Genomic DNA, 23,208 nt, shown 5'->3' with positions numbered 1-23,208 from the left:
GGTCAGGCCGAGATGGCCGTCGGTTCGCGGTCGGAGCCGGACTGGATCTGGATCTTGCGAGGCTTAGCCTCCTCCGCCACGGGGATCGACAGTCGCAGGACGCCGTCGTGGTACGACGCTTGCACCCGGTCGACCGCAAGCGTGTCGCCCAGGAACAGCTGCCTGCTGAAGACTCCACGCGGCCGTTCCGTGGCGATCGTCTCCACCTCGTCCTCCAGCCCCGGACGCTCGGCTTTCACGGTGAGGACGTTGCGTTCGACGTCGAGGTCGATGGAGCTGGGGTCGACCCCAGGAAGGTCGAACTCGACCACGAAGTTCTCGCCCTGCCGCCAGGCGTCCATGGGCATCACCGTGGGCCGGGACATCGTCCCGAACACCTGCTGGGCCAGCCGGTCCAGCTCGCGGAACTGGTCAGTCCGCATCAGCATCGTCAGCCACCTCCAGTGCGATCGTGGTGTGTGGTGTCTTGGTTTCGGACTCGCTCACGACCCGGTAGGATGTGAGGCATGTCCTACAGATTTTGTAGAGCGGACAGTATCGACTTGTCAAGTCCTCCGGGGCACTTATGAGCGAGTCCGAGTCGGTCTCCCAGCGCCCTGTGTATGCCATCTCGGTGGCGGCCGACCTGGCGGGTCTGCCGATCCCCACGCTGCGCCTGTACGAGCAGTTCGGGCTCGTCCGGCCCGCCCGGACCGAGGGCGGCACGCGCCGCTACAGCGACGCCGACGTGGCCCGGATCCAGCGCGTGAGCCGGCTCGTCGACGAGGGCGTGACGTTGGCGGCGACCGGTCGCGTGCTGGAGATCGAGGACCACAACGCCGAGCTGTCCGCGCGCAACGAGGACCTGCGGGCCGACAACCGGGAGCTGCGCCGCGACAACGCGCGGCTGCGCCGACAGACGGGTGAGACCAGCAGTCGTTGAGTGGCCCGAGGATGAGTCAGTGCTGCGCGATGACGCTCTTCCAGCTGTAGCTGTAGGCGAAGCCCTGCGGGAAGTTGTCGTCCGTCGCGCTGGAGTCGAAGACACAGAACTGCACCCACGCCGGACCGTTCTGGAGCGTCTGGGACACATAGTCCGTACCGAACGGGTGGTCGACCAGCTTGACCGTGAACCGCTGCACGTGCCAGTGGCCGTCACAGCCGATCGTCTGACCGGCAGGGTCGTTGGCGTACTGGTAGTTGGTGTCGTACCACGCGGTGGACTTCATGCCCGAGCCGTCGGCGGTCGGGTCCTCTCCGCCCTGCTTGATGGACGCCCAGAGGTGGGTTCCGGTCTCGCCTCCGTAGCACCGGTACTTGGCCTGGATGTAGGCGTCGCTGCCGTTGGCCACGACATGGCTGCCGACCCAGGCGACCTCGGGCGCGGGTAGCTCAGCCGCCGTGGCGCTGGTCACGGGGATGGCGGTCGTGGCCAGGGCGAAGGCAGCCGCGGCGGCGAGGCGAACAAGTCTCATGCGGTCTCCATGGTTCTGTGAGTGGTCGTCAGTCGTGTTGTCGTGAATCGTGAGCTCGCACAGGGCTGGTCGCTCTGCGCGGCAGACGACGACCCTAAACGCGCTGCGGCGCAGGCGAATCCGTAGTTCTTCTGTTCTTCCAGTACGTCAGTTGGCTGACGGTTCCGGGGCTGGAAGCTGGTGGACGCCTACCGTTGCCTCGCTTCGCGGCCGGGTGTAGCGTCCGAAAACTGGACATTCCCGCACGGGCAGACCTTGTCGAGAATGTCGCGAATGTCGAGAACGTGGAGAATCGCACCGGCACACGGAGCCCAGCGACGCGCTCCGGCCCTTCGCGTCGCGCTACCCGGACTGAAGGTCCGGGTCGAGTCGGAGGACGTACATGTCTAAGAGATTCGTGATCGCAGCGACAGCGGCAGTGCTGGGCACCGCGATGGTGGGGCAGCTACCCGCGTCCGCGGGCGGTGGTGTGACGGCGTTGAGCGGTGCCGTCCCGCGCGTCTCTGCAGAGACCGGCTCGACCGGGCCGTCCGAGCTTTCTGCCACCACGCGGCTCGCGGACCGTCGTGAGGTGGCGGCCGGCACGCGGGCGTACTCCATCGGGTTCGAGGACGGTCGCTTCTACGCCAACGGCTGGCACATCACCGGTGAGATGGGCGGCGTCTGGACGCCGCCGATGAAGATGGTCGACGGCATCTGGTTCGGTCTCGACGGTCAGTGGGTCGGTCCGGCGACGTCGTTCTCCAGCGGCTGGGGCTACACCCGGTACGACCTGCCGACCACGGCCGGTCTCGAGGTGCGGCGGACCGACTTCGTGCCGGACGGCACGCGGGCTGCCTTGTTCGGCCTGACGATCACCAACCCGGGCGCCGGCCGCACGGCCACCCTCGCCGTGGACGCACATTCGGAGCTGATGGGGCAGTACCCGTGGGGGTTCACCGGGGTGACGCCCAACGCGAGCGACAACCTGCCGGACCACGGCGCTTACGACGGCAAGAGCCTCGTCTTCACCGACGACGGTGCCCTCCCGGGGGCCCCGACGCACCACTATGCGGCTCTGGTGGGGAGCGCGGCGACGCCGAGCGCCGGCACCATCGGCGACCAGTTCTGGGGACCGCAGCCCGGCCACCGCTGCACGGGCACTGAGCCCGGGGCTCCCGCGGAGCCGAAGCCGTCGGAGTGCGACGACGGGCCCTTCGGCCGGGGTACCGGCGGACAGCTGACATACTCCGTCCCCTTGGCTGCCGGAGCCTCCACCACCGTCTGGCTGGCCGTCGCCGGCTCCGACCAGGGGCTCCCGTCCGCGCGGGCAGAGCTGGATCGAGCCCTTCAGGACCCGGCCGCCCAGCTGACCGAGAAGAAGGCCCGGCGTCAGGCGCTCTCGGAGATGACCCAGCTCTCGCTGCCCGGAGACCCGCTGGTACAGAACGCTGTCGAGTGGGGCAAGCAGAACATCGCGGACCTCACCCAGAGCGCCGAGAACCTGCAGATCCGCTGGACCAACCAGGGCAAGCAGTTCCCGGCTCCCCTGGGGACCGTCCCACGGGCGACGTGGATCGGGGCGGGCTACCCGGACTACCCGTGGATCTTCGGGACCGACGCCGAGTACACGGCGTTCGCGGCGGTCTCCGTGGGCCAGTTCGAGGCCATCGAGTCACACCTCCGGGCGCTGCGCGACATCTCCGACATCCTCAACAACAGGTCAGGAGTGGTGACCCACGAGGTGGTCTCCGACGGCTCCATCTGGTTCGGGCACGACTCCCGGAGCACCAACGCGGACGGCACCACGGCATACGACTTCAACACCGACGAGACGGTGAAGTTCCCCAGTACGGTGGCCCTCCTCTGGCGCTGGACCGGAGACAACGGCTTCCGGGACGAGATGTACGACTTCTCGGTGCGGAACCTTCGGTACGTGGTGAGGAACCTCGACGCCGACCACGACGGCTGGCCGGAGGGTCTGGGCAACGTCGAGCGCAGCGGAATGGGTCAGGAGAAGCTCGACAACACCGTCTACTTCATCCGCGGGCTCTACGACCTCGCCGACATGGCGCGGTCGAGGCACGACGGCCGGACGTATGCCTGGGCCACCAACCTCGCCCGCCGGCTGCACCAGCGCTTCGACGGCACGTGGTGGTTCGACGCGGCCGCCCAGTATGCCGACTCGCTCAGGGATCCGGGCAACGTCCAGTCGTTCCAGAAGCACTGGATCGGTCAGACGCCGATGGAGGCGGAGCTGAGGATCCACGGAACCACCGTGCCGGGGCTGGCGCCGTACTCGCACGGCTCCGCAGCGCTCGCCGGACGCGAGGACCCCTGCTACAGCGGTGCGCACCCGCTCAACCCAGGGCTGTTCCACACAGGCTGCGGCGGCGGTCCGACCGGAGCGGGCGAGAAGGTGATCTTTGGGCTCACCACGTCGATCCAGTCGGTGGGCGAGGGCAACTACGGGCGGCTCGGCCCTGGTCAGCAGCAGCGGTACACCCACGCGCTGGCGGAGCCGATGTTCGGCGAGCCGGCGACGGGCGGAACCCCGGACGAGCAGCCGGGCGCCATGCCGGAGATCTTCCCCTCCCCGGACCAGGGACCCAACATCGACAGGTGCTGGACCTGCCGGTCCATGTTCATGCAGGCGTGGGGCAACTACGGCACTGCGTGGCCGGTCGTCCACCAGTGGCTTGGCGTCAGGCCAGACCTGGGCTACGGCCGGCTCGACGTCGTGCCGCAGGTGCCGCAGGGGCAGACGACGGTTCGAGGAGACCACATCAGGCTGGGGCAGGGGTTCGTGGACGTCCGGGCGACGCACACGGGCAGCACGTACGTCACGTCGATCAGCACTGAGCGGTCCGTAGGGGCGGCGAAGGTCTTCATCGGGCACACGCTGCCTCGAGGGTCGCACCCGCGCGTGGTGTTCCTTGACGGACGTCGGGTGCACCACGTCACCGTGCGTCAGACCAACCGCGGAGCGGAGGTGACGGTACCCACCACGGCGGGAGCCCACACCCTTACCGTCACCGGTTGACCGAAGGTGGAGGCGTTCGGCCGGTCCCCTGATCGGCCGAACGGGTGGCCCCGAGGTCGATGGCCGTGACGGCCCGCAGGAGCCGACGTAGCGTCCCGTTCCATGTCCAGTGGTCCCCCCGCCACCGACCCCTTTCGCAGCGACGGCGTTGCGGGGGCGTCAGACGACCCCGCAACCGGCTGGTGGTGCCGATGCGGCGCGACCAGCAGCCACCCCTCCCATCCTCAGACCTGCGCCGACAGCCTGGCCGCGCTCGAGCACACCGACCGCGTCGGCAGGCGCGCCGACGCGCTCGTGAGCCGGCTCGCGGCGGCGCGCGCGATGGGTACCGCGTTCGGGGAGGTCCAGCCGCTGGCGACCTTCCAGAGCCGGGACCACGGTCAGCCCGGGTTGCCGTAGAGGCGCGCCTCTGCCGTCTTGACCTCCACCTGCCGGGTCGTCCCCGTGATCGTCACGTCGCCCGGGATATCCAGCCACGCACCGCCTGCGACGCGGTACTGCCCGCGGTACGTGACATCCGCATGGGTCTCGAACCGTCCACCGTTGCGATAAGCGTGGATGACGTCTCCGGTCGGATAGGGCCCGCCGAGCGACTGCGTGGGTCCGGCGGTCGCGCCGTCTCCGAAGACATAGGTGACTGAGGCGAGCCGAGGTCGGATCTCGACCTGGAAGCCACTCATCCGCACCGGGTCGACGGCGTCGATCTCATCGGGACCGAACCCTGAAGCAGGCCAGCGCAGCTGGAAGTACGTCGGCAGGGTGACGAGCGTGAGGTTACCCTCCGGCTGGACGTGCAGTGCGGCGTGCGCAAAGTCGGTGTTGTGGAATGCCGCCTGGATCTGCGCCATGGTGAGCGCCGGCCGATGCCCGGGCACGAGGTCGGGGAAGCACGTGACGCCGAGGTACTCCCACGCCGCAGCCGCGATCACGGCACCACTGCGGTCGACCGGCTTGCCGGTCTGGTCGACGCGTGAGCGGAAGACCTTCACCGCAGGTCCGAGTCCCTGGGCGGCCGTGTTGCCCACGCAGGGGGCGTCCATGTTGGTGCAGGATGCGTCGTCGATGCGGGAGTCCGGCGTGCTCTTGACGCAGTTCGCCGTCGAGGCGAAGACCAGGAACGGTGGCTTGGCCTGCGGCAGCGCGGCGCGGTCAGCCTCGCGTTGATACCCCTCCAAAGCGCCTCGGCCCAGCGTATGAATGCGGACGCCGGTGGAAATCACGTTACCGAGGGCGCTGGGAGGCGGGACGTCACCCGTGGACTTAGAGCTTGGGGTCAGCACGAGCCCCACGGCGAAGACGAGCGCTAGAGAGGCGCTCATGCGTGTTCAACTTCGTACAAGACCCAACGGCCATGCGCCCAACGAACCGCGATGTTGACTGCGCCGGTTGCCTGCTTATCGTGGTACAGCACATGGCCATCTGCGGCCACCAACGGCGACCCCGTCTGACGCAGTTGCCCAGCGAAGTATCGCTGATCTGACGGAGCGCCGTCTGCCTTCGTCAGGTGGCGAACCTCCACAGGCGACGTTGTATATCGCTCCCCTCGAGCTAGATAGCCCTCGAGATCCTTGTCGGTCTTCCTACAGAACAAACAGCCGCCGTCACTCAGGGCGCGCATCGCGGCCCTCCGTGGCTTGGTGTAGGCAGCATTTAGTTCGTCGAAGAAGTACTCGATGAAGGCTTTGCCGCCTGCGTCGGTGTGGGCCCTTGCCGCTGACGGATAGCTGTCCGCGGGGCGGGACCCTGTCGTACTGGAAGTCGCGACTGTGCTCGACGTGCTGGGTCCGGTGGTCGTCGGTGAGCCCTTGGTCGGGGCGCCGGTCGCCGATCCATCCGCAGACGGCTGCTGTCCGTCGCCGGCTCCCCCACTGCAGCCGGCGGCGGACAACAGCGCGAGCGCCACCACGACGTACCCCGCTGGACGCATGACTACCCCCCGAACTCATAGGAGGCCTGCGTTAACCCCCACTTGCTTCGAGTCAGTGTAGGGACCCCTCGCCACACCACCAGCCCCTGCGCCCAACCGGTCGTTCACACCCATCACTTCTCAGACCCACCGATCGACGGGTCAGTGGCCCTGGACCGGCTGGAGCGGTGCGCCGCTGGCGAGGATGGCTGAGGTGAGCGCCTTTGCGGGCTCCGCGGGAGCCTGCCGGTTGGTGAGCAGCACAAGGTCGAGGTGCGGCAGCTTGGGGAGCTTGCTGGTCGACGAGACCTCCACGAGGTCCGGGGGCATCAGGGTGCGGGCCATGACCGCCACGCCAAGTCCGGCGCGCACCGCCGCCAGCACGCCGTTGACGCCGCGCACCGTACAGGTGATGCGGCTGCGCCGGCCCACCTTCTCCAGAGCCTGGACGCTGATCGACCGGCTCAGGCTCGGCGCCTGGTACAGCACGAGCGGCACGGGCTGTTCCGCATCCAGGCGGATGCTGTCCACGCCTGCCCAGAGGAGCTGGTCACGCCGCACCAGCTGACCGCGCGCGATCGTCGGGGTGTGGGCCGCCCGCTTGACGAAGGCGACGTCGAGGTGTCCGGACTCGATACGACGAAGAAGGCTCTCGTTCTGGAGGACGGCCAGCTCGAGGTCAATCCGGGGATAGAGCTGGCGGAAGTCCCGCAGGATCCTCGGGAGTGGTGTCAGCGCAAGGTCGTCGGTGACCCCGAACCTGAGCCGGCCCGAGAGCCGGGAACCGGTGAAGTAGCCGACTGCACGTTCCTGCGCGGCGAGGATCTCGCGCGCGAACCCGGCCATCGCCTCCCCGTCCGAGGTGAGTGCGACGCGCCTGGTGTCACGAACGAAGAGAGGCCGCCCCACGGCCTCCTCGAGGCGGCGCACATGCTGGCTCACCGTGGGCTGACGAATGCCGAGAGACTGCGCCGCCCGGGTGAAGCTCAAGGACTGCGCAACGGCAAGGAAGGTCCTGAGGAGCTCCGGTTCGTACATGGTTGACCTCTCGGATGCGCGGGCCCGCAGAAGTCTCATTGCGAACCGCAATAACACTTATATCACTCATACGTTCTCAGAATACGGCGAGCGCGCAGCCGGCAAGCCACAATTGACCAGTACCTCTCCATGCACCGACTCACACCGAACCGCTACGAAACGTCCAGGACGACTCATGGGTCTTGCCGCCGCTACTTCTGTCCGCCTTCCTCAGCTCCCTGCTACGCCGCTGGTCTCGCGTACCTTTCCCTCCCTCGCAAACCGCAACTTCCGCCTGCTGCTCAGTGGGCTGCTGGTCTCCGGCACCGGCGGGTGGATCCAACGCCTTGCCCAGGACTGGCTGGTCCTCACCCTCACGGACAGCCCGGCCGCCGTGGGTGCCATCACGGCGTGCCAGTTCATGCCGACGCTGCTCTTGGGTTTGCACGGCGGGCTGCTCGCCGACCGGTTCTCCAAGCGCCGCCTCCTTCTGGTGACGCAGATCTCGATGGCCATCACGGCGGCGACGCTGGCCGCGCTTGCGCTCTCAGGGCGCGTGCAGGTCTGGCACGTCTTCGCGATAGCCATCGTCCTCGGGGTCGTGACCGCGGTCGACAACCCGGCGCGTCAGTCATTCGTCTCCGAGGTGGTCGACACGGCCCACCTGCCCAACGCGATCAGCCTCGTCTCATGCACCTTCCAGATCGGGGCGATGGTGGGCCCCGTGGTGGGCGGCTTCCTGATGGGCACAGTGGGCGCCGGTTACGCCTTCGCGGTGAACTCCCTGACGTTCGTCGCCCCCGTCATCGCCCTCCTGCTCATGAAGGACACGTCCCGCAGAAGCCGGCGCGACGGCACCGCGGCGCAGCAGGCGGCGACAGACCCTGTGACTGGTGAGCAGGCGACGGCCAGCATCCGAGAGAGCCTCGCGTACGCGCTGAGAACCCCCACGGTGCTCTGGCCGGTGGTCATGGTCGGCTCCTTCGGCTTCTTCACGATCAGCCTTCCCGTCACCCTCGCAGCATTTGCCAAGAACGAGTTCCACTCAGGGGCAACAGGTCTGGGACTGCTGAACGGCGTCGTGGCTGCCGGAGCGCTGGTCGGCGCGATGACGACCGCACGCCGCACCAAGCCGCTTCGCCTCCGCACGGTCGGCCTGGCCGCCTGGGCTCTCGCGACGGCCCTGGTACTGGCGGCGGCGGCGCCCGACCAGCTGACGTTCACGCTGCTCCTGACCACCGTCGGCGCTGCCAACCTGGCCTTCCTGACGTCGGCCCAGTCGCTGGTCCAGCTGGCGGCGGCAGACCACATCCGGGGCCGCATCGTCGGCCTCTACATGCTGGTCTTCATCGGAAGCGGTGCCCTCGGAGGGCCTGTCGTCGGGCTCCTCGCCGAGCACCTCGGGCCGCGGGTGGGGCTGTTCGCCTCCGGCGCTGTCCCGGCGGTCGTGACGATCCTGGTCTGCCGGCACCTGGCGCGCACCGCCTCGCTGCGCGTGGGGTTGACCTCGGCCTCGGTCCGGGTCGTGCGCCCCTCGCTTCTCCCCCGGGGCTGAGGCCTCGCGCTCCGCGCCGTCGGCGGGCTGCCTTGAGAGCAGGTCGGCCGTCGCGCCATACGACGAATTGGCGATCACCCCGGGGCGGCCGGTTCCTAGGCTGGTGGGGCTCATCCTCTCCTGACGAAGGGTGGTCATGATGAGTCACGAACAGCACCTCGAGCTCCTCGACGACCCGGTGGCTCAGAAGCTGCTGGAGTCGAGGATCCCGGCGCGCCTGGCTTACTGCTGGACCGATGGCACGCCGAGGGTGGTCCCCATCGCCTTCCACTGGAACGGCTCGGTGTTCACGTTCGCCACCCAGCCGCACGCCCCGAAGGTGGCGGCCCTCGTCGCGAGTGACCAGGTGGCCCTGACGATCGACGAGGAGTCCTTCCCGTTCGGCGTCCTGATGGTGCGCGGGAACGTCGCGGTGGAGCAGGTCGGCGGCATGGTGCCGGAGTATGCGGAGGCGTGCGTCCGCTACATGGGCCCGGAAGCGGGCGCCGCCTGGGTGGAGCAGATGAGTGGACAACCCATGGCGAAGATCACCGTGACGCCGCAGGAGGTCCGGCTGCTCGACTTCGTCACGCGTTTCCCCAGCGCCATGTCCGGCTGAAGGGCGGGTGCGGCACGACCACCGCGTTCACGGCCCCAGCCGGATGACGTGTCCCTTGGCCGAGCAGGAAGCGATCACTGAACGCTCCGCCCGACGGCACCACCGCGGGACGACGCCGTCGGCCTCGCGCACCATCATCCGCAGCGGTCCCGCCATCCTGGACCCTCGGACAGTCCTGCGCTGCGTCGGCGGCTGGTACCTGACGACGGTGCGGCGAGCGCCGCTGGCGTCTCGTGCGGTCGCCGCTGAGACGATCGCCGGGTAACTCGCGCCTCGTCTCCTGTGGACGTCGAGGTCACTTCGCCACTTCACCATTCCGGCGACCGGGAGGTCGCACGTCGACGGTTGCCCTGTAGGAGAAAGCACCGCGTTGAGCGGATTATTCGACAAGTTATCCCGTCTGGTAGCGTCCGCACCGAAAGTTCTTCGGCCCAGGAGTTGATATTGGTGAGGCACGACCTGTTCCCCCACGTGCTGTTCGACGAGGCCCACAGCGAGGCGTGGACCCTTGACGTCGAGCGCGCTCTGGCGCTCAACCCGGCGAACGCCGCGGACGCCTCCTACGGCGAGGCCGCCAGGGTCCTCGCTCGCCGCGGCTTCACCGTCGCAGCCAACCACGAGCCGCTGGAGGCGGCAGGCCTGGCGCAGGCTGACGTGCTCGTCGTCGCCCACCCGGCGGCGCACGGGACCGAGCGCTCCAGTGGCCAGGGCTCCCCCCGCTTCACCGGCGAGGAGATCGACGCCGTCGCGGAGTTCGTGCGCGCCGGCGGTGGGCTGGTGGTCCTCGCCGAGTGCGACCAGGACATCTACGGGAACAACCTCACGGAGCTCCTGCGCAGGTTCGGCATCGGCGTGGTGAGCACGACCGTCCAGGATGCTGCCCAGCGACACAACGGCGTGTCGACCTGGGTACTCGCGGACCTGCCCACCGGGCGCGACGCGCACAGCGCGCTGACTGCCGTGTCGGCTGTGTGCTTCTACCGGTCGGGCGTGCTCGACGTGAGCGCCGCTCCTCAGGCCACGGTGCTGGCGCGCACCGGTCCCAGTGCCCACCCGGCCTCCGCGCCTCTCGCGGTGGCCACCGAGTTCGGCGACGGCCGCGTCGTCGCCTTCGCCGACTCCGACCTCTTCGGCGACGACTCCATCCACGAGCTCGACCACAGGGCGCTGTGGTCGAACGCCGTCACCTGGGCGGCAGGTCATGGCCGCACCGCGAGTCGCGGGAGCAAGGCTCGCACCAACAGCTCTCAGGCGCGCGACGGCGACTGGCTCGCCCTCAAGTCCGCCGTGACGGAGCTCCGGGCCATGCAGGTCAAGGACGGCTCCATCGACCGCGAGGCAGGGCATGACCTGGACCGCGCTGCTGCGCTCGTCGCCGAGCTGAGTCAGCGCATCGCCGCCCTTGCGCCCCGCTTCCCCCACGACGCGGCCTACCTGACTGCTGTGCGTGGCGACCTCCAGAAGTGGGTGGACGGCGGGTTCGAGGTCCCCGACTTCCTCGACTCCGTCGTCGAGTTCCGGCCCGACCTGTGCCGTGAGGACGGCCTGGAGCATCTCGTCGTCTTCCCCATGTACACCCAGAACGGCAACCCGAACCGGCAGTTCGAGGCGATCTGGGCCCGGGTGTACTGGCCGCAGTGGCTGGCCGAGATCGAGCGTGAGTACGACAACCCGATGTTCCTGTCGCTCGAGCTGGTCGACTTCACCGAGGGGTACGACACCAACTCCGCCGTGCTGTTCCCGGAGACGGTCGCGGTGCGCGAGGTGCCGAAGTTCCACTGGGGCGCCATCTTCGCCGATCGCGAGGCGGCGCGCTTCCGCCGCATCACTACTGCCGCCGCCGACACGCTCTCGCTGCGGCTCCCCCCGGACGCCGAGCGGCTCGTCCACCACCAGGGCCTCGCGCAGAGTGCCTTCGCGCTGTGGGACATGATCCACGACCGGACGCACAGCCACGGGGACCTGCCGTTCGACCCGTTCATGATCAAGCAGCGGATGCCGTTCTGGCTGTATGCGCTGGAGGAGCTGCGCTGCGACCTCAACACGTTCCGGCAGGCGGTGCTGCTGGAGGAGGCGGGCGAGCCCCATGCCCGTCTGGTGCAGTACGCGATCGTCTTCGACCGGCTCTTCCGCTTTCCCATCACCGGCGACCGGGTGCGCAACTACGACGGGCTGGGCGGTCAGCTGCTGTTCGGCTACCTCCACCAGAACGACGTGCTGCGCTGGACAGACAACCGGCTCACCCTCGACTGGCGTCGCCTGCCCGGAGCGGTCGTCGACCTCTGCGAGAGCGTGGAGAAGCTCTACCGTGACGGCATCGACCGTTCGCGGGTGGCGCACTGGCTCGCGGCGTACGAGCTCGTGACGCGCTACGTCAGCCCGCACCCGGCGTCTCGGTGGGCGCAGGGCGCCACGGCCCTGCCGCTGGACGGACCGCCGAAGGACCTGACGAATGCAGTCCTCCCGGACGAGTTCCCGCTCAACGTGTTCTACGAGTCGCTGCGTCGCAAGCTCGAGGACGTCGTCGCCTCCACCGCGGGCATCACGGGAGAGGCCCTGTGAGCCAGACTGTCGGTATGCCCCTGAGCCCTGACGCGACAGCCGCCTCCTCGAACGGCCTGATGGAGCCGCTGTCGGACCTGGTCGTCGTCGTGGCCGGCGCCGGCGGCTCGGCCGGTCCACCACTGGTGCAGCGACTGGCGAGCGCTGGGGCGACCGTGGTGGCGCTGGACTCCTCCCAGGAGCGTGCCGAGCAGGTCGTGGCAGCAGCGCGAGAGGCAACCGGGAGCGACCGGGTGGAGGCACATGCGGTCGACCTGCTGGACGCCGCCGCGACGGCTGACCTGGCGTCGGATGTGGTCGCGCGGCACGGGCGGGTCGACGGGCTTGCTCATCTCGTCGGCGGGTGGCGAGGCGGGGTCCATCTCGCCGAGGAACCCCTCGAGGACTGGGACCTCTTGCACGACCTGCTGATCCGCACGCTGCTCCACACCTCGCGCGCGTTCCACGACGCGCTCAAGGCGAGCCCACGCGGGCGGCTCGTCCTCATCTCGACGGTCCAGGCGCAGGCACCTGTCTCCACCAATGCCATGTATGGCGCCGCCAAGGCTGCCGCCGAGGCCTGGACCCTGGCGGTGGCCGACTCCTTTGCCGGCACGGACGCCGCGGCCCTGATCCTGCCCATCAAGGCACTGCTCACCCCCGAGATGCGGCAGGCCAAGCCTGAGGCAGCCTTCAGCGGGTACACCGACGTCGCCGCCCTCGCCGACACCATCCACGACCTCTTCCTGCGGCCCGCCGCAGAGCTCAACGGAAAGCGCATCTCATGACGACGCCCACCAGCCGCACCACCTCGGCCCGCCGGCTCCACGACCCCCAGGCCCGCGGCTTCGCCAGCGACAACTACGCAGGCGTGCACCCCGAGGTCCTCGAGGCCATCGCCCTGGCCAATGGGGGGCACCAGGTCAGCTACGGTGCCGACGCGTACACCGAGCACCTCCAGGACGTCTTCCGCGGACACTTCGGCGGCCACGCCACCGCATACCCGGTCTTCAACGGTACGGGCGCCAACGTCGTTGCGCTGCAAGCGGTCACGGAGCGCTGGCAGTCGGTGATCTGCGCCGCTTCCGCACACATCCACGTCGACGAGTGCGGCGCCCCCGAGAAGATGGGCGGTCTCAAGCTGTTGCCCGTGGGGGCGCCTCTCGGCACGCTCACGTTGGACGCCATCGACACCCAGGCCTACGGTTTCGACGACCAGCACCGCGCCCAGCCGGGCGTCGTCTCCATCACCCAGAGCACCGAGCTCGGCACTCTGTACTCCGTGGAGGAGATCGCCGAGATCGTCGAGCATGCCCACACTCTCGGCATGGCGGTGCACCTGGACGGGGCCCGCATAGCCAATGCCGCTGCCGCCCTGGACCGGCCGCTGCGCGACTTCACCACCGACGTCGGCGTCGACATCGTCTCGTTCGGCGGCACGAAGAACGGGCTCATGCTCGGTGAGGCCGTCGTGGTGCTCAACCCGGACGCGGTCCGCGGCATGGACTACCTGCGCAAGTCCTCCATGCAGCTGGCCTCGAAGATGCGGTTCCTCTCGGCCCAGTTCGACGCGCTGCTCTCCGGCGACCTGTGGCTGCGCAACGCCCGCCACGCCAATGCCATGGCGCAGCGGCTCGAGACGGCGGTGCGGGCCATCCCGGGGGTACAGGTGCTGCGGCCGGTCCAGGCGAACGCGGTCTTCGCCGTCCTGCCGCAGGACGTCACCGCGCGGCTGCAGAAGCTGTACCCGTTCTATGTGTGGGACGAGTCGACCGGCGAGGTGCGCTGGATGACCTCCTTCGACACCACGGAGGCGGACGTCGACTCCTTCGCTGCGGCGCTACGGGCGGAGCTCGTCGCCGACTGACGGGTTCCTCGGCCGCCGCGGGCGCGGTCCTGGTGGCGTGGACGACCTCACAGGTGGTGCCACAGCTCAAGGGCCCGGTGACGGGGATGGGTGGCCCCGTGTACCAGCTGGGCAGCATCTCGGTCACGACTCGCTTCATCGGAGGGAGGGTCTATCTCGGCACTCCGCAGATCACGAGGGCGCTGCGAGGGACGGGCGGTCACGCCGTTGCCCGCGCTGTCGTCATGCACGAGCTGGGCCACCTCGTCGGTCTGCAGCACGTCTCGAACAAGCGGCAGCTCATGGCACCGACCCTGCACCGGGGCATCACGGATTCCCCAGCGGTGACCTCCCGGGCCTGCGGTTGCTCGGCTCCGGTGGCTGCCCCTACGAGACGAAGCAGCGGCCCACCGGGAGGAAGATGGTGGCGTGATCGCGGAGCCTCCTCACCGCAGCGACGACTTCTCTGGCGAGCGCGAGCCACAGGGTGAGGCGGACCGGGTCATCGTCCTCGACGGCGGCCTCTCCAACGCCCTGGAGGCTCGAGGCCACGACCTGAGCGACGCCCTCTGGACGGCGCGGCTGCTTGGCGACGCGCCGGAGGAGATCGCCGAGGTGCATCGGGCCTACTACGACGCCGGCGCTCGCGTGGCGACGACGGCCAGCTACCAGGCCAGCGTGCCAGGCTTCGCGCGCGCAGGCCTCGACCGCGCCGACGCGGAGAGCCTGATCGTCCATAGCGTCGTCCTGGCGGTGGAGGTGCGAGAATCCCTGGTAGGCGACGGCCTCGCCCGGTGGGTCGCCGCCTCGGTCGGGCCGTATGGCGCGATGCTGGCGGATGGTTCGGAGTACCGGGGCCGCTACGGCGTCTCACGTGCAGAGCTCCGGGAGTTCCACGGGCCACGGATGGAGCTGCTCGCCTCAGCCGGGCCGGACTTCCTCGCGGTGGAGACGATCCCGGACCTCGACGAGGCCGAGGTCCTCGTCGAGCTGCTCGACCAGCTCGGGCTGCCCGCGTGGTTCTCCTACTCCGTCGACGGAGACCGCACCAGGGCGGGTCAGCCGATCGACGAGGCGTTCGGGGTTGCCGCGTCCTCCCGGGCGGTGTTCGCGGTGGGTGTCAACTGCTGCGCACCGGCCGACGTGCGGACCGCCGTCGAGCGAGCAGTAGCGATGACCGGCAGGCCAGCGGTGGCGTACCCCAACGGCGGGGAGACCTGGGACGCGGTGAACCGGCGTTGGGCTGGGGACGGCTCGTTCGACCCACACCAAGCCGCCGAATGGGCGGTGGCCGGTGCGCGCTACGTCGGGGGCTGTTGCCGGGTGGGGCCGGACGACATCCGCGCCGTCGCTGAAGACATCCGCGCCGTCGCTGAGCCGTGACCCCCATCGGCCGTCCAGGACGATGAGGTGGCAGCCTGAGTGCGGACGTCGCGACGAGCTCAGGTGGTTTGGGTGAGCTGAGAGGCGCCCACGCCGGAGCTGAACCGCCCGAGCGCTTCGTCCCAGTGCTGCCAGTCCCCTCGTGGGTCGCCGGCGATCCCGCGGCCCTCGTGGAACAGCTCGACCCTCGTCGCGTCGCCCTCGGGCCGGAGCTGGATGTCGACCATGCTGAGCGGGCCGTCCTCGTACGGGTGCCACGTCACGCGCACCTGTTCCACCGGGTGGAAGCTGCGCATCACGCCATACGACCCGTCCGCGGCGCGCCACGGTTCACCCTTGTTGCCGAGCCGTGCGCCCTCACCGAGCAGGGCCTCGGTGCCGTCCGGGCTGATCAGGTGCTGCCATACCTGGTCGGTGGACGCGGGGACCGTCACACCGACGTGCACGCCGGCCTCCGGCTCTCCGGCGTCTGCGTCTTCGGGTGTGCTGTCGACCTCACTGCTCATGGAGACCTCCGTCCGCTCGGTCGTGCCCCGGGTGGGCAGGACCCAGTGGAGATAGTCGACCAAGGAGGGCCACCTCCTGGCAACAGGTACGGGGCCTCTTCCCGGGTGGACACGCCTGGCGAATGGGCTGAGGATGTCAGGGCTTCTGTCGACGGGGCGGGCCCGGCCCGCCGCACACACGTGAGGGTAAGGATGCGAGGGGCCCAGACGAGGCGGCTGACCCGCGCCGACGTCGGTGCGTGGGTGTTCAAGGGGAACCCCCACGACGACTGCGACTACTTCGGCGGCCACGACGGCCTGCGGCGAGAGCCCGGATCAACGCTTGAGGGCGTCTGGCGGATGGGGTCGACCTACCGAAGTGGCTTGGTCGGGACAGGCGACCCCTTCGTGCTGTGGATCAGTGGCAGGCACCGACCCGGTATCCACGAGATCGGCGTGGTGACCGAGCCCGTGAAGCCTCATCCGGTTGCCTCGGACGGGCTCGAGGACCGCAACGGCCCGCTCCGGCAGGTCTCGTGCGCCCCCTTCCGGTCCGTCCTGCTGTCGGAGCCAGTCTCCCGCTCGCAGCTCAGGGCCGACCCGGTCACCGCCGGGTGCGAGCCGTTGCGCATTCCGGTGATGAGCAACCCCACGTACCTGACCCCCCTTGAGCTGGAAGCTCTGGTGAGGTACCTGGAGCCGACGGAGCTGGAAGCAGCCGGCTGGAGCAGCCTCGTGGCGCCGTTACGCCTCTGAGCCGCGGGGACGGGACTCGCGCATCAGGGCCCAGGCGTCGGCGACCGGTCCGAGATGGTGGAGCTTGTCGGGGTTGATGACCGACCGGATCACCTGGATGCGCCCGTCCAGGATGTCGAGGGAGATGACGTTGATGGTGCGCCCCTCCCGGTCCCGCAGTATGGCGCCGGGCTGGCCGTTGACCTCGCGCCGGTCCACGGACACTCCGGCACGAGGGACGCGGGCCCCCAGCCCGGCGAACATCCGGGCGACCTTGTCCGCGCCCATGACCACGCGCATCCACTGCGGGGCCTTTCCGCCGCCGTCGCCATACACCTGCACGTCTGCGGCGAGCAGGTCGAGGAGGCCCTCGAGGTCGCCCACGGTGAAGGCGTCGAAGAACCGCCTCGCCAGCGTCTCGCGCTCTCGGCGGTCCGTGTCGAAACGCGGTCGCTCCTCCGACACGCGCCGGCGAGCCCGGGAAGCCAGCTGTCGGCAGTTCGCCTCGCTCTCGCCGACGATCTCGGCGATCTCGGCGTACGGGTACCCGAAGACGTCATGCAGCACGAAGACCGCTCGCTCGACCGGTGACAGCCGCTCGAGGAGCAGCAACGCCGCCATCGACAAGGAGTCGGCGAGCTCTGCGGCCCGCTCGGGGCTCTCGTCAGTGGCCACGCGGGTGGAGCAGGCGAGGTCGGTCCCCTCAGCGGCGGTATCCGTGAGCAGCGGCTCGGGCAGCCAGTGGCCGACATACCGCTCTCTGCGCACCCGGGCCGACCGAAGGACGTCGATCGACACGCGGGTCACGATCGCGGAGAGGAACGCCTTGGGCGACACCGGTGGCGTGGCGCTCGCGTGGTAGCGCAGCCAGGTCTCCTGTACCGCGTCCTCCGCGTCGCTCACGCTGCCCAGGATCCGGTAGGCGATGGAGAACAGCAGCGGACGCAGCTGCTCGAAGTCGGCGTCGGTCATGCATCCTCCCGGAGGCCGCCGTCGGCGCGGAGGTCGCCTGGGTCATCCGTGAGGCGCAGTCCCTCGCGGAACCCCTGCCGCCAGCTGGGCCACCGCAGCCGCCATCCGAGCTCCTGCTTGGCGCGCGCGTTCGAGGAGCCCCGGGTCTGGGTCATCATCGACACCGCCACCTCACCGCCGAGCAAACGGCCGGCCCACCCGGGGACCCGCAGCGGCGGCCGTGCCCCCACGGACTCCGCGTAGTACGGGAGCCACTGTGCCACCGGGGCCGGTTCGTCGTCGACGATGTTGAGCACCGCGCGGGTACGCAGCTCCAGCGCCAGCCCGGTGGCTGCAGCGGCATCGTGGACGTGCACCCAGGACCAGTACCCCGTCCCGCCACCGATCACCGGGAACTGTCGCTTCCGCACCATGGGCACCATGGCGTCGGTGGCACCAGGTCCGTACAGGTTGCCGTACCGCAGCACAGCACCCCCCGCCTTCGCCACCTCGGTCTCCAGGTGCTTGATAGCTGCCAAGGTCTCGCGCTGCGGCCTCGGCGGCTCGGCGTCGAAGGGGTCGTCCTCCGTCTTGACCCACCCACCGACGCGGACGTTGGTCCACCCGGTGTAGCTCTGCGCCACCACGTGCCCGACTCCGCACGCCTGCGCTGCGGCGAGGAGATGGTCCGTCCCCTCCGTGCGCAGCCGGTTCGTCGTCGCGAACCAGCGTCCGAAGTGCTTGAGGTCCGGCTTGCCGGCCAGCGCGGTCATCTGATGCACTATCGCGTCGGGCTGAGCGGCTGCGACCGCCTCCCCGACCTGGGCTGCGTTGAGGCCGTCGAGGATGACGGCCCGGGCGCCGAGCTGTTCGAGGAGCGGCAGCTTCGCCTTGCTGGTCGTCGTGGCGGTCACCAGGTGTCCTCGCCCCACGAGCTGCGGCACGAGCTGCCGTCCGATCGCTCCTGAGCCGCCTGCCACGAAGACGTGCATGATCTTCACCTTTCGTCTTGAGTGCCTGTGGTGCATGAGACGAGATAGCGAGTAGGGCTGTGACAGCGTGGGGCGCCCGATCCCTGCCGCACCCAAGCAATGGACCTTGCCCCCGGGCTCAGCGGTTACTCAGCCGCCGAAATTGGCGGCTGCCGCGATCGCCACAGCCAGCTGACGGCCCCGGTCATCGGAGATGCCCAGCTTCCTCGTCGACACGACCACCACCGTGTCCGCCCGCGCCTTGATCCCGCTGGAGCCCCTCGTGACGGGCCGGCCCCGCGCCACGGACGCCTTGGTGGCAGGCAGGAAGGTGGAGTCCAGACTGGTGCCGAACACGACCCGCCGCTGCTTCGCCGACGTTGCGAGCGCGGTGTCGTATGGCGCGTGGTCGGGCGTCATGACGATCGTCACGAGGACGGTGGACTCATCATCGAGCCTGGTGCCCCAGGCGCAGCCGGTGCTCACCGCAACGGGTTGAACTGACCTCTTGATGATGGCCTTGATTTGTGAGGCAGTCGCCGTCGCGCAGTCAGGCGGCCCCAACGGCTTGGGTACGGCGGCCCTCGCGGTCACCTTCGTCTGGGCCGGCTTCTTCGTGTCGCCCGCCGGCTTGGTGGGAGCAACCGGCCTCTTCGTCGCGGTAGCTACGCGGGCACCTGTGGTGGAGGAGGTCCCCGACGGTGTGATCGTAGAACTGTCCCCATCAGCGCTCCGTTCGGGTCCTGCAGGGACAAGCGACGGTAGCCGTTCCAGCACGCCAAGGAACAAGGCAGTCGCAGCCATCAGGGCCAAGAGGCTACCGAGCGTGCGCATGGCGCCATGCTTCCGCGGTCGCGGCCCCGAGCGGCCCGGGCCGGCAGCATGGTGTGCAGAACTGCGCGGAGGTCGGCCACCTCGGCCGCTCCGCTGGCGCGCGTGCCCCGCTTCGGCCGCCTTACCCATCGCGGAGAGGAGGTCGGGGTCCGTGGTGGTGGAGGGGAAGTCGGTCAGCACGCGCGTTACCGCACTCGCCACCTCCTCAGGGCGGAGGAGAGCCGGCCGGTAGCCGATCCAGCCGTTGAGTGCCGACAAGGGCACGACCCAGACGCCCCGCACCATACGTGGGGCACCGAACTCTCCCTCCTGGGAGCCGGCAAGACAGATGACCGGCGTGACGGCCAGGTCGGACTCCGCCGCCATGTAGGCCGCCATGCCGTGGACCTTCTTCAGCTCACCCGCCAGGCTGACCGTCTCGCGACGACCGTCCCGCACGCGATGCTGGAATAGGCCGCCGTCGTGCTCCGTGACCCGTCCGGCGCGGTTCTTGGCGTCGACGAGAAGGACGCCCCCAGGTCCGACGACGACGTGGTCGAGGTTGGCCTCGGACCTCCCCGGACGCAACAGGCGGTCGTGGACCACGGTCCACGCCGCAGGCAGGCCATCCAGAGCGGCTGCCACGCGCCGTTCCCCCTCGGCGCCAGCCGCCCAGGCGCCGGCCTGATCCATCAGTCGCTTGGCGTGCTCGTCGGCACTACCCCCTGGGCCACCCACGGACCAGATCGTGCCTCGCTCGCTGAAGCCTCGTGGCCGTTTTGCGCGAAATACGCCCGTTCGGACGTCGAGGCGTCGGTTCTCGCGGCAAGCAGAGGGGGCGGCTGGATCGCTGATCCAGCCGCCCCACCGGAAACGTCTGCGGGTGCGCCGGCGTCAGGCGACGCGTGTCTTGGGGGCAGTCTCCTGCGTCTTGCCCGGGCCACGCTCGACGATGTCCCCCAGGACCTCGTCGATCCTGCCGAGGACCTCCGGCTCGAGCTTCACGCCCGCGGCCTTGACGTTCTCGTGCACCTGCTCGGGACGCGAGGCCCCGACGAGCGCTGCGGCGACGTTCGGGTTCTGAAGGACCCAGGCGACGGCGAGCTGGGCCATGGACAGTCCGGCCTCGTCGGCGATGGGCTTCAGGTTCTGCACCCGGGTGAGGACGTCGTCGTTCATGAACCGCTTGATCATGTCGGCGCCGCCCTTCTCGTCGGCGGCACGCGAGCCCTCCGGCGGCTGCTGTCCGGGCTTGTACTTGCCGGTCAGCACACCCTGCGCGATGGGGCTCCACACGATCTGGCTGAGGCCGAGCTCCTGACATGTCGGGACGACCTCGCCCTCGATGACCCGCCACAGCATGGAGTACTGCGGCTGGCTCGAGATGAGCTGGATGTTGAGCTCCTGGGCCAGCTTGTGGCCCTCGCGGATCTGGTCGGCGGTCCACTCGCTGACCCCGATGTAGAGCGCCTTGCCCTGGCGGACGATGTCCGCGAACGCCGTCATCGTCTCCTCGAGCGGCGTCTCGGTGTCGTAGCGGTGGGCCTGGTACAGGTCGACATAGTCGGTCTGCAGCCGCTTCAGCGAGCCGTTGACCGACTCCATGATGTGCTTGCGGGACAGGCCGGTGTCGTTCTTGCCTGCCGGGCCGGTGGGCCAGTAGACCTTGGTGAAGATCTCCAGGCTCTCGCGCCGCTCGCCCTTGAGCGCCTCACCCAGCACGACCTCCGCCTTCGTGTTGGCGTAGGCGTCCGCCGTGTCGAACGTGCTGATGCCCGCGTCGAGCGCGGCGCGCACGCACTGCGTCGCCACGTCGTTCTCCACCTGCGAGCCGTGGGTGAGCCAGTTGCCGTAGGTGATCTCGGAGATCTTGAGTCCACTGTTGCCGAGGTATCGGAATTCCATGCTGCAACCGTATGTCGTGGAACCGGACTGTGCTGGGCGGGGTTCGGTTCGTGCGGCAGGATCGGTCCATGGCGTATGACGAGGAGCTGGCACAGCGGATCCGGGACCTGGTCGGCGACGACCTCGACGTCACGGAGAAGCGGATGTTCGGCGGCTTGACCTTCCTCGTGAACGGGAACATGTCGGTCACCGTCAGCGGCCGCGGTGGGTTGATGGTGCGGCTGGAGCCCGAGGACGCCGAGGCGCTCCTCGACGGCGACACCGTCGTGCCCTTCGAGATGCGCGGTCGGGCGATGAAAGGCTGGGTGCGGGTGCGCGAGGAGGGCTACGCGACGCAGGACCAGCTGCGCGACTGGGTCGACCGGAGCGCCGAGTACGCGCGCAGCCTTCCACACCACTGACACGGTCGCCGAAGGTTCACGTGGTGGAAGGGTCACCGGTCGAGCAAGAAGGTGGCCATCGGACCCTTTCCCTTGACCTCGATCGTCCCGCGGGGTCGCACCGTGACGCTCGAGCCGAGCTCAGCCGCGACGCGTTCCGTCACCTGGATCTGGCCCGACAGCCCGTGCGACTCCATCCGGCTCGCTGTATTCACCGTGTCGCCCCAGAGGTCGTAGATGAACTTGCGGCGTCCGATGACGCCGGCCACCGCGGGGCCGGCGTCGATGCCGATGCGGATCGCGAGCCACTCCAAGCCGGGCTCACCCGCGATTCGAGCAATCTCGTCGCGCAGGCCGAATGCCGTGCGAACGACGGCCTCCAGATGGTCCGGTCGAGGCTCGGGCAGCCCGCCAGCGACCATGTAGGCGTCGCCGATCGTCTTGATCTTCTCGACGCCCTCAGCGTCGGCCACCCGGTCGAAGGCGGAGAAGATGCGGTCGAGCAGGGCGACCAGCTCGCTCGGCGGCATGGTCTGCGCACGTGTGGTGAAGCCGACCAGGTCGGCGAAGAGGACGCTCACGTGCTCGTAGTGCTCTGCGATGACACCGGAATGCACCTTCAGCCGCTGGGCGATCGGCTCGGGCAGGACGTTGAGCAGGAGGCGCTCGGAACGTGCGCGTTCGACCTCGAGAGCGGCACCGATCCTCTGCCGCTGCTCCACGAAGTAGCCCAGCATGAGGTAGGCCGTCACCGTGACTCCCCCGACGTTGAGCACGAAGAAGCCCGTGGCGACGGCAGGCGGGACGTCGGCGGGATGCTCCGCCAGCCGCGGGTCGAGCAGGGCGAGGACCAGGACCTCACCGAGGTACGCCAAGAGCCACGGGGTCGCCTCACGCGGTCCGACGAGGGCCAGCGCCGCCAGTGGCACGATGACCGCCCAGAGGACGATTCCGCTCGAGGCCACGAAGCCCCCCAGCGAGACCTGGAGCAGCGCGGGCAGCACGAGGTAGACGGAGAGCTGGGTTACGCGGAACACCGGGAAGTTCTTGGTGCGCGAGAGCATGACAAGACCCACGACGGTGGTCAGCTGGTACGTCCCGGGGATGGCCGCCGACCGCGGGTCCCCGAGGACGAGGTACGTCCCGACCCAGACGCACGCGAGCAGGGCGATGAGGACGGAGGCGAGGACAAGCGTCCCCTGACGCAGAGACTCGTCGTCCGTCAGGCCAGGTCGAGCGCCAAGACGGGATAGCCGCTCGAGCAGCCCGTGGACCACAGCCCAAGGCCCGGCTCGTTTCCGACCGAGGACCTCCGCCGTCCCCATGGCGTCATGCTACGCACCGGGGGCTCTGTCCGAGGGTGCGTTGAGACGGGACCTTTGGCCCTGGGCCACCTGCCCGTCCCCGGCGTCCTCGCGCCCCTGCTCGTCTACGGGTCCAACCCCGCGACGGCGATCGCGGTGCCATGGCTTCCCCGTCGGACCGACGTGGTGCTCCCGGTCCGCCAGGCCCCCCGTCGCGGTCCAGGACTGAGGGTCCAGGGACTGGCCGACCGCCGGCACCTGCCAACGGTCAGCACCCAAGACCGTCGTGCGGTATGCCACGGAGCCCGGCTCCGCGGCATACCGCACCGCCAGCAGTAGTGC

At 69.2% G+C, this 23,208-nt stretch carries 25 protein-coding genes; 14 read left to right on the top strand and 11 right to left on the bottom strand.

From position 1 onward, the window contains the following. Positions 1-2 precede the first annotated feature (2 nt). Positions 3-428, bottom strand: coding sequence for an Hsp20/alpha crystallin family protein (locus tag PHA84_RS18220; protein WP_270889566.1), 426 nt, complete (start codon positions 426-428; stop codon positions 3-5). 137 nt (positions 429-565) lie between these two features. On the opposite strand from PHA84_RS18220, the gene PHA84_RS18215 reads away from it, so the two are divergent. Continuing rightward, on the top strand, positions 566-922 hold the full coding sequence (locus PHA84_RS18215) for a MerR family transcriptional regulator (protein WP_270889565.1): 357 nt from the start codon (positions 566-568) through the stop codon (positions 920-922). Positions 923-938: 16 nt separating this feature from the next. Here PHA84_RS18215 and PHA84_RS18210 read toward each other — a convergent pair whose 3' ends face one another. Further along, positions 939-1,454, bottom strand: coding sequence for a hypothetical protein (locus PHA84_RS18210; RefSeq protein ID WP_270889564.1), 516 nt, complete (start codon positions 1,452-1,454; stop codon positions 939-941). Between the two features lie 382 nt (positions 1,455-1,836). On the opposite strand from PHA84_RS18210, the gene PHA84_RS18205 reads away from it, so the two are divergent. Continuing rightward, positions 1,837-4,476 carry a hypothetical protein gene (locus PHA84_RS18205; protein ID WP_270889563.1) on the top strand — a complete coding sequence of 880 codons (2,640 nt, stop codon included), beginning with the start codon at positions 1,837-1,839 and terminating at the stop codon, positions 4,474-4,476. Between the two features lie 102 nt (positions 4,477-4,578). Beyond that, a complete protein-coding gene (locus PHA84_RS18200; protein ID WP_270889562.1) occupies positions 4,579-4,875 on the top strand; it encodes a hypothetical protein in 297 nt (98 codons plus the stop codon). On the opposite strand, the gene PHA84_RS18195 is transcribed toward PHA84_RS18200, so the two are convergent. From PHA84_RS18195 to PHA84_RS18190, 3 genes are all read right to left on the bottom strand, one after another. Beyond that, on the bottom strand, positions 4,857-5,795 hold the full coding sequence (locus tag PHA84_RS18195; protein ID WP_270889561.1) for a hypothetical protein: 939 nt from the start codon (positions 5,793-5,795) through the stop codon (positions 4,857-4,859). The two genes, PHA84_RS18200 and PHA84_RS18195, sit on opposite strands and share 19 nt — an antisense overlap. Further along, positions 5,792-6,403 carry a DUF6318 family protein gene (locus tag PHA84_RS20865; RefSeq protein WP_442952933.1) on the bottom strand — a complete coding sequence of 204 codons (612 nt, stop codon included), beginning with the start codon at positions 6,401-6,403 and terminating at the stop codon, positions 5,792-5,794. The genes PHA84_RS18195 and PHA84_RS20865 overlap by 4 nt, the downstream gene beginning before the upstream one ends. Before the next feature lie 141 nt (positions 6,404-6,544). Beyond that, a complete protein-coding gene (locus PHA84_RS18190) occupies positions 6,545-7,420 on the bottom strand; it encodes a LysR substrate-binding domain-containing protein (protein ID WP_270889560.1) in 876 nt (291 codons plus the stop codon). 175 nt (positions 7,421-7,595) lie between these two features. Here PHA84_RS18190 and PHA84_RS18185 point away from each other — a divergent pair, with 175 nt between their 5' ends. From PHA84_RS18185 to mmuM, 8 genes are all read left to right on the top strand, one after another. After that, positions 7,596-8,954 (top strand): MFS transporter, encoded by a 1,359-nt coding sequence (locus PHA84_RS18185; RefSeq protein WP_270889559.1) that lies wholly within the window; start codon positions 7,596-7,598, stop codon positions 8,952-8,954. Between the two features lie 139 nt (positions 8,955-9,093). Then, positions 9,094-9,552, top strand: a complete 459-nt coding sequence (locus PHA84_RS18180; protein ID WP_270889558.1) for a pyridoxamine 5'-phosphate oxidase family protein — start codon at positions 9,094-9,096, stop codon at positions 9,550-9,552. Positions 9,553-9,607: 55 nt separating this feature from the next. Then, positions 9,608-9,817 carry a hypothetical protein gene (locus PHA84_RS18175; RefSeq protein WP_270889557.1) on the top strand — a complete coding sequence of 70 codons (210 nt, stop codon included), beginning with the start codon at positions 9,608-9,610 and terminating at the stop codon, positions 9,815-9,817. A 182-nt stretch (positions 9,818-9,999) separates the two neighbouring features. Next, positions 10,000-12,114: a DUF6421 family protein gene (locus PHA84_RS18170; RefSeq protein WP_270889556.1), complete on the top strand. Its 2,115-nt coding sequence runs from the start codon at positions 10,000-10,002 to the stop codon at positions 12,112-12,114. Between the two features lie 14 nt (positions 12,115-12,128). Next, positions 12,129-12,881: an SDR family NAD(P)-dependent oxidoreductase gene (locus PHA84_RS18165; RefSeq protein ID WP_270889555.1), complete on the top strand. Its 753-nt coding sequence runs from the start codon at positions 12,129-12,131 to the stop codon at positions 12,879-12,881. Further along, entirely contained in the window at positions 12,878-13,960 is a 1,083-nt protein-coding gene (locus tag PHA84_RS18160) for a threonine aldolase family protein (RefSeq protein ID WP_270889554.1), read from the top strand. Before PHA84_RS18165 ends, PHA84_RS18160 begins: the two co-directional genes overlap by 4 nt. A gap of 86 nt (positions 13,961-14,046) precedes the next feature. Next, complete coding sequence (locus PHA84_RS20860; RefSeq protein WP_442952936.1) at positions 14,047-14,430, top strand: matrixin family metalloprotease; 384 nt, start codon at positions 14,047-14,049, stop codon at positions 14,428-14,430. Continuing rightward, positions 14,369-15,322, top strand: coding sequence for a homocysteine S-methyltransferase (gene mmuM, locus PHA84_RS18155; protein WP_270889553.1), 954 nt, complete (start codon positions 14,369-14,371; stop codon positions 15,320-15,322). Before PHA84_RS20860 ends, mmuM begins: the two co-directional genes overlap by 62 nt. 59 nt (positions 15,323-15,381) lie before the next feature. On the opposite strand, the gene PHA84_RS18150 is transcribed toward mmuM, so the two are convergent. Then, on the bottom strand, positions 15,382-15,891 hold the full coding sequence (locus PHA84_RS18150) for an SRPBCC domain-containing protein (protein WP_270889552.1): 510 nt from the start codon (positions 15,889-15,891) through the stop codon (positions 15,382-15,384). A gap of 129 nt (positions 15,892-16,020) precedes the next feature. Here PHA84_RS18150 and PHA84_RS18145 point away from each other — a divergent pair, with 129 nt between their 5' ends. Next, a complete protein-coding gene (locus PHA84_RS18145; protein WP_270889551.1) occupies positions 16,021-16,563 on the top strand; it encodes a hypothetical protein in 543 nt (180 codons plus the stop codon). Here the strand turns inward: PHA84_RS18145 and PHA84_RS18140 are convergent. From PHA84_RS18140 to PHA84_RS18125, 4 genes are all read right to left on the bottom strand, one after another. After that, positions 16,552-17,514: an RNA polymerase sigma-70 factor gene (locus PHA84_RS18140; protein WP_270889550.1), complete on the bottom strand. Its 963-nt coding sequence runs from the start codon at positions 17,512-17,514 to the stop codon at positions 16,552-16,554. The two genes, PHA84_RS18145 and PHA84_RS18140, sit on opposite strands and share 12 nt — an antisense overlap. Beyond that, positions 17,511-18,485 carry an NAD-dependent epimerase/dehydratase family protein gene (locus tag PHA84_RS18135; RefSeq protein ID WP_270889549.1) on the bottom strand — a complete coding sequence of 325 codons (975 nt, stop codon included), beginning with the start codon at positions 18,483-18,485 and terminating at the stop codon, positions 17,511-17,513. The genes PHA84_RS18140 and PHA84_RS18135 overlap by 4 nt, the downstream gene beginning before the upstream one ends. A gap of 129 nt (positions 18,486-18,614) precedes the next feature. Continuing rightward, positions 18,615-20,015 carry a nuclease-related domain-containing protein gene (locus PHA84_RS18130; RefSeq protein WP_270889548.1) on the bottom strand — a complete coding sequence of 467 codons (1,401 nt, stop codon included), beginning with the start codon at positions 20,013-20,015 and terminating at the stop codon, positions 18,615-18,617. 156 nt (positions 20,016-20,171) lie between these two features. Continuing rightward, positions 20,172-21,182: an aldo/keto reductase family protein gene (locus tag PHA84_RS18125; protein ID WP_270889547.1), complete on the bottom strand. Its 1,011-nt coding sequence runs from the start codon at positions 21,180-21,182 to the stop codon at positions 20,172-20,174. A 68-nt stretch (positions 21,183-21,250) separates the two neighbouring features. Between PHA84_RS18125 and PHA84_RS18120 the strand changes: the two genes are divergently transcribed. After that, positions 21,251-21,583, top strand: coding sequence for a TfoX/Sxy family protein (locus tag PHA84_RS18120; RefSeq protein WP_270889546.1), 333 nt, complete (start codon positions 21,251-21,253; stop codon positions 21,581-21,583). Positions 21,584-21,615: 32 nt separating this feature from the next. Here PHA84_RS18120 and PHA84_RS18115 read toward each other — a convergent pair whose 3' ends face one another. Then, a complete protein-coding gene (locus PHA84_RS18115; protein WP_270889545.1) occupies positions 21,616-22,887 on the bottom strand; it encodes an adenylate/guanylate cyclase domain-containing protein in 1,272 nt (423 codons plus the stop codon). 54 nt (positions 22,888-22,941) lie between these two features. Here PHA84_RS18115 and PHA84_RS18110 point away from each other — a divergent pair, with 54 nt between their 5' ends. Beyond that, a complete protein-coding gene (locus tag PHA84_RS18110; protein ID WP_270889544.1) occupies positions 22,942-23,205 on the top strand; it encodes a hypothetical protein in 264 nt (87 codons plus the stop codon). Positions 23,206-23,208 lie beyond the last annotated feature (3 nt).

The sequence above is a fragment of the Pedococcus sp. 5OH_020 genome (assembly GCF_027812955.1).
Lineage (GTDB): Bacteria > Actinomycetota > Actinomycetes > Actinomycetales > Dermatophilaceae > Pedococcus.
The sequence above is the reverse complement of the archived record's forward strand: the minus strand, read 5'-3'. Positions and strand labels throughout refer to the sequence as shown.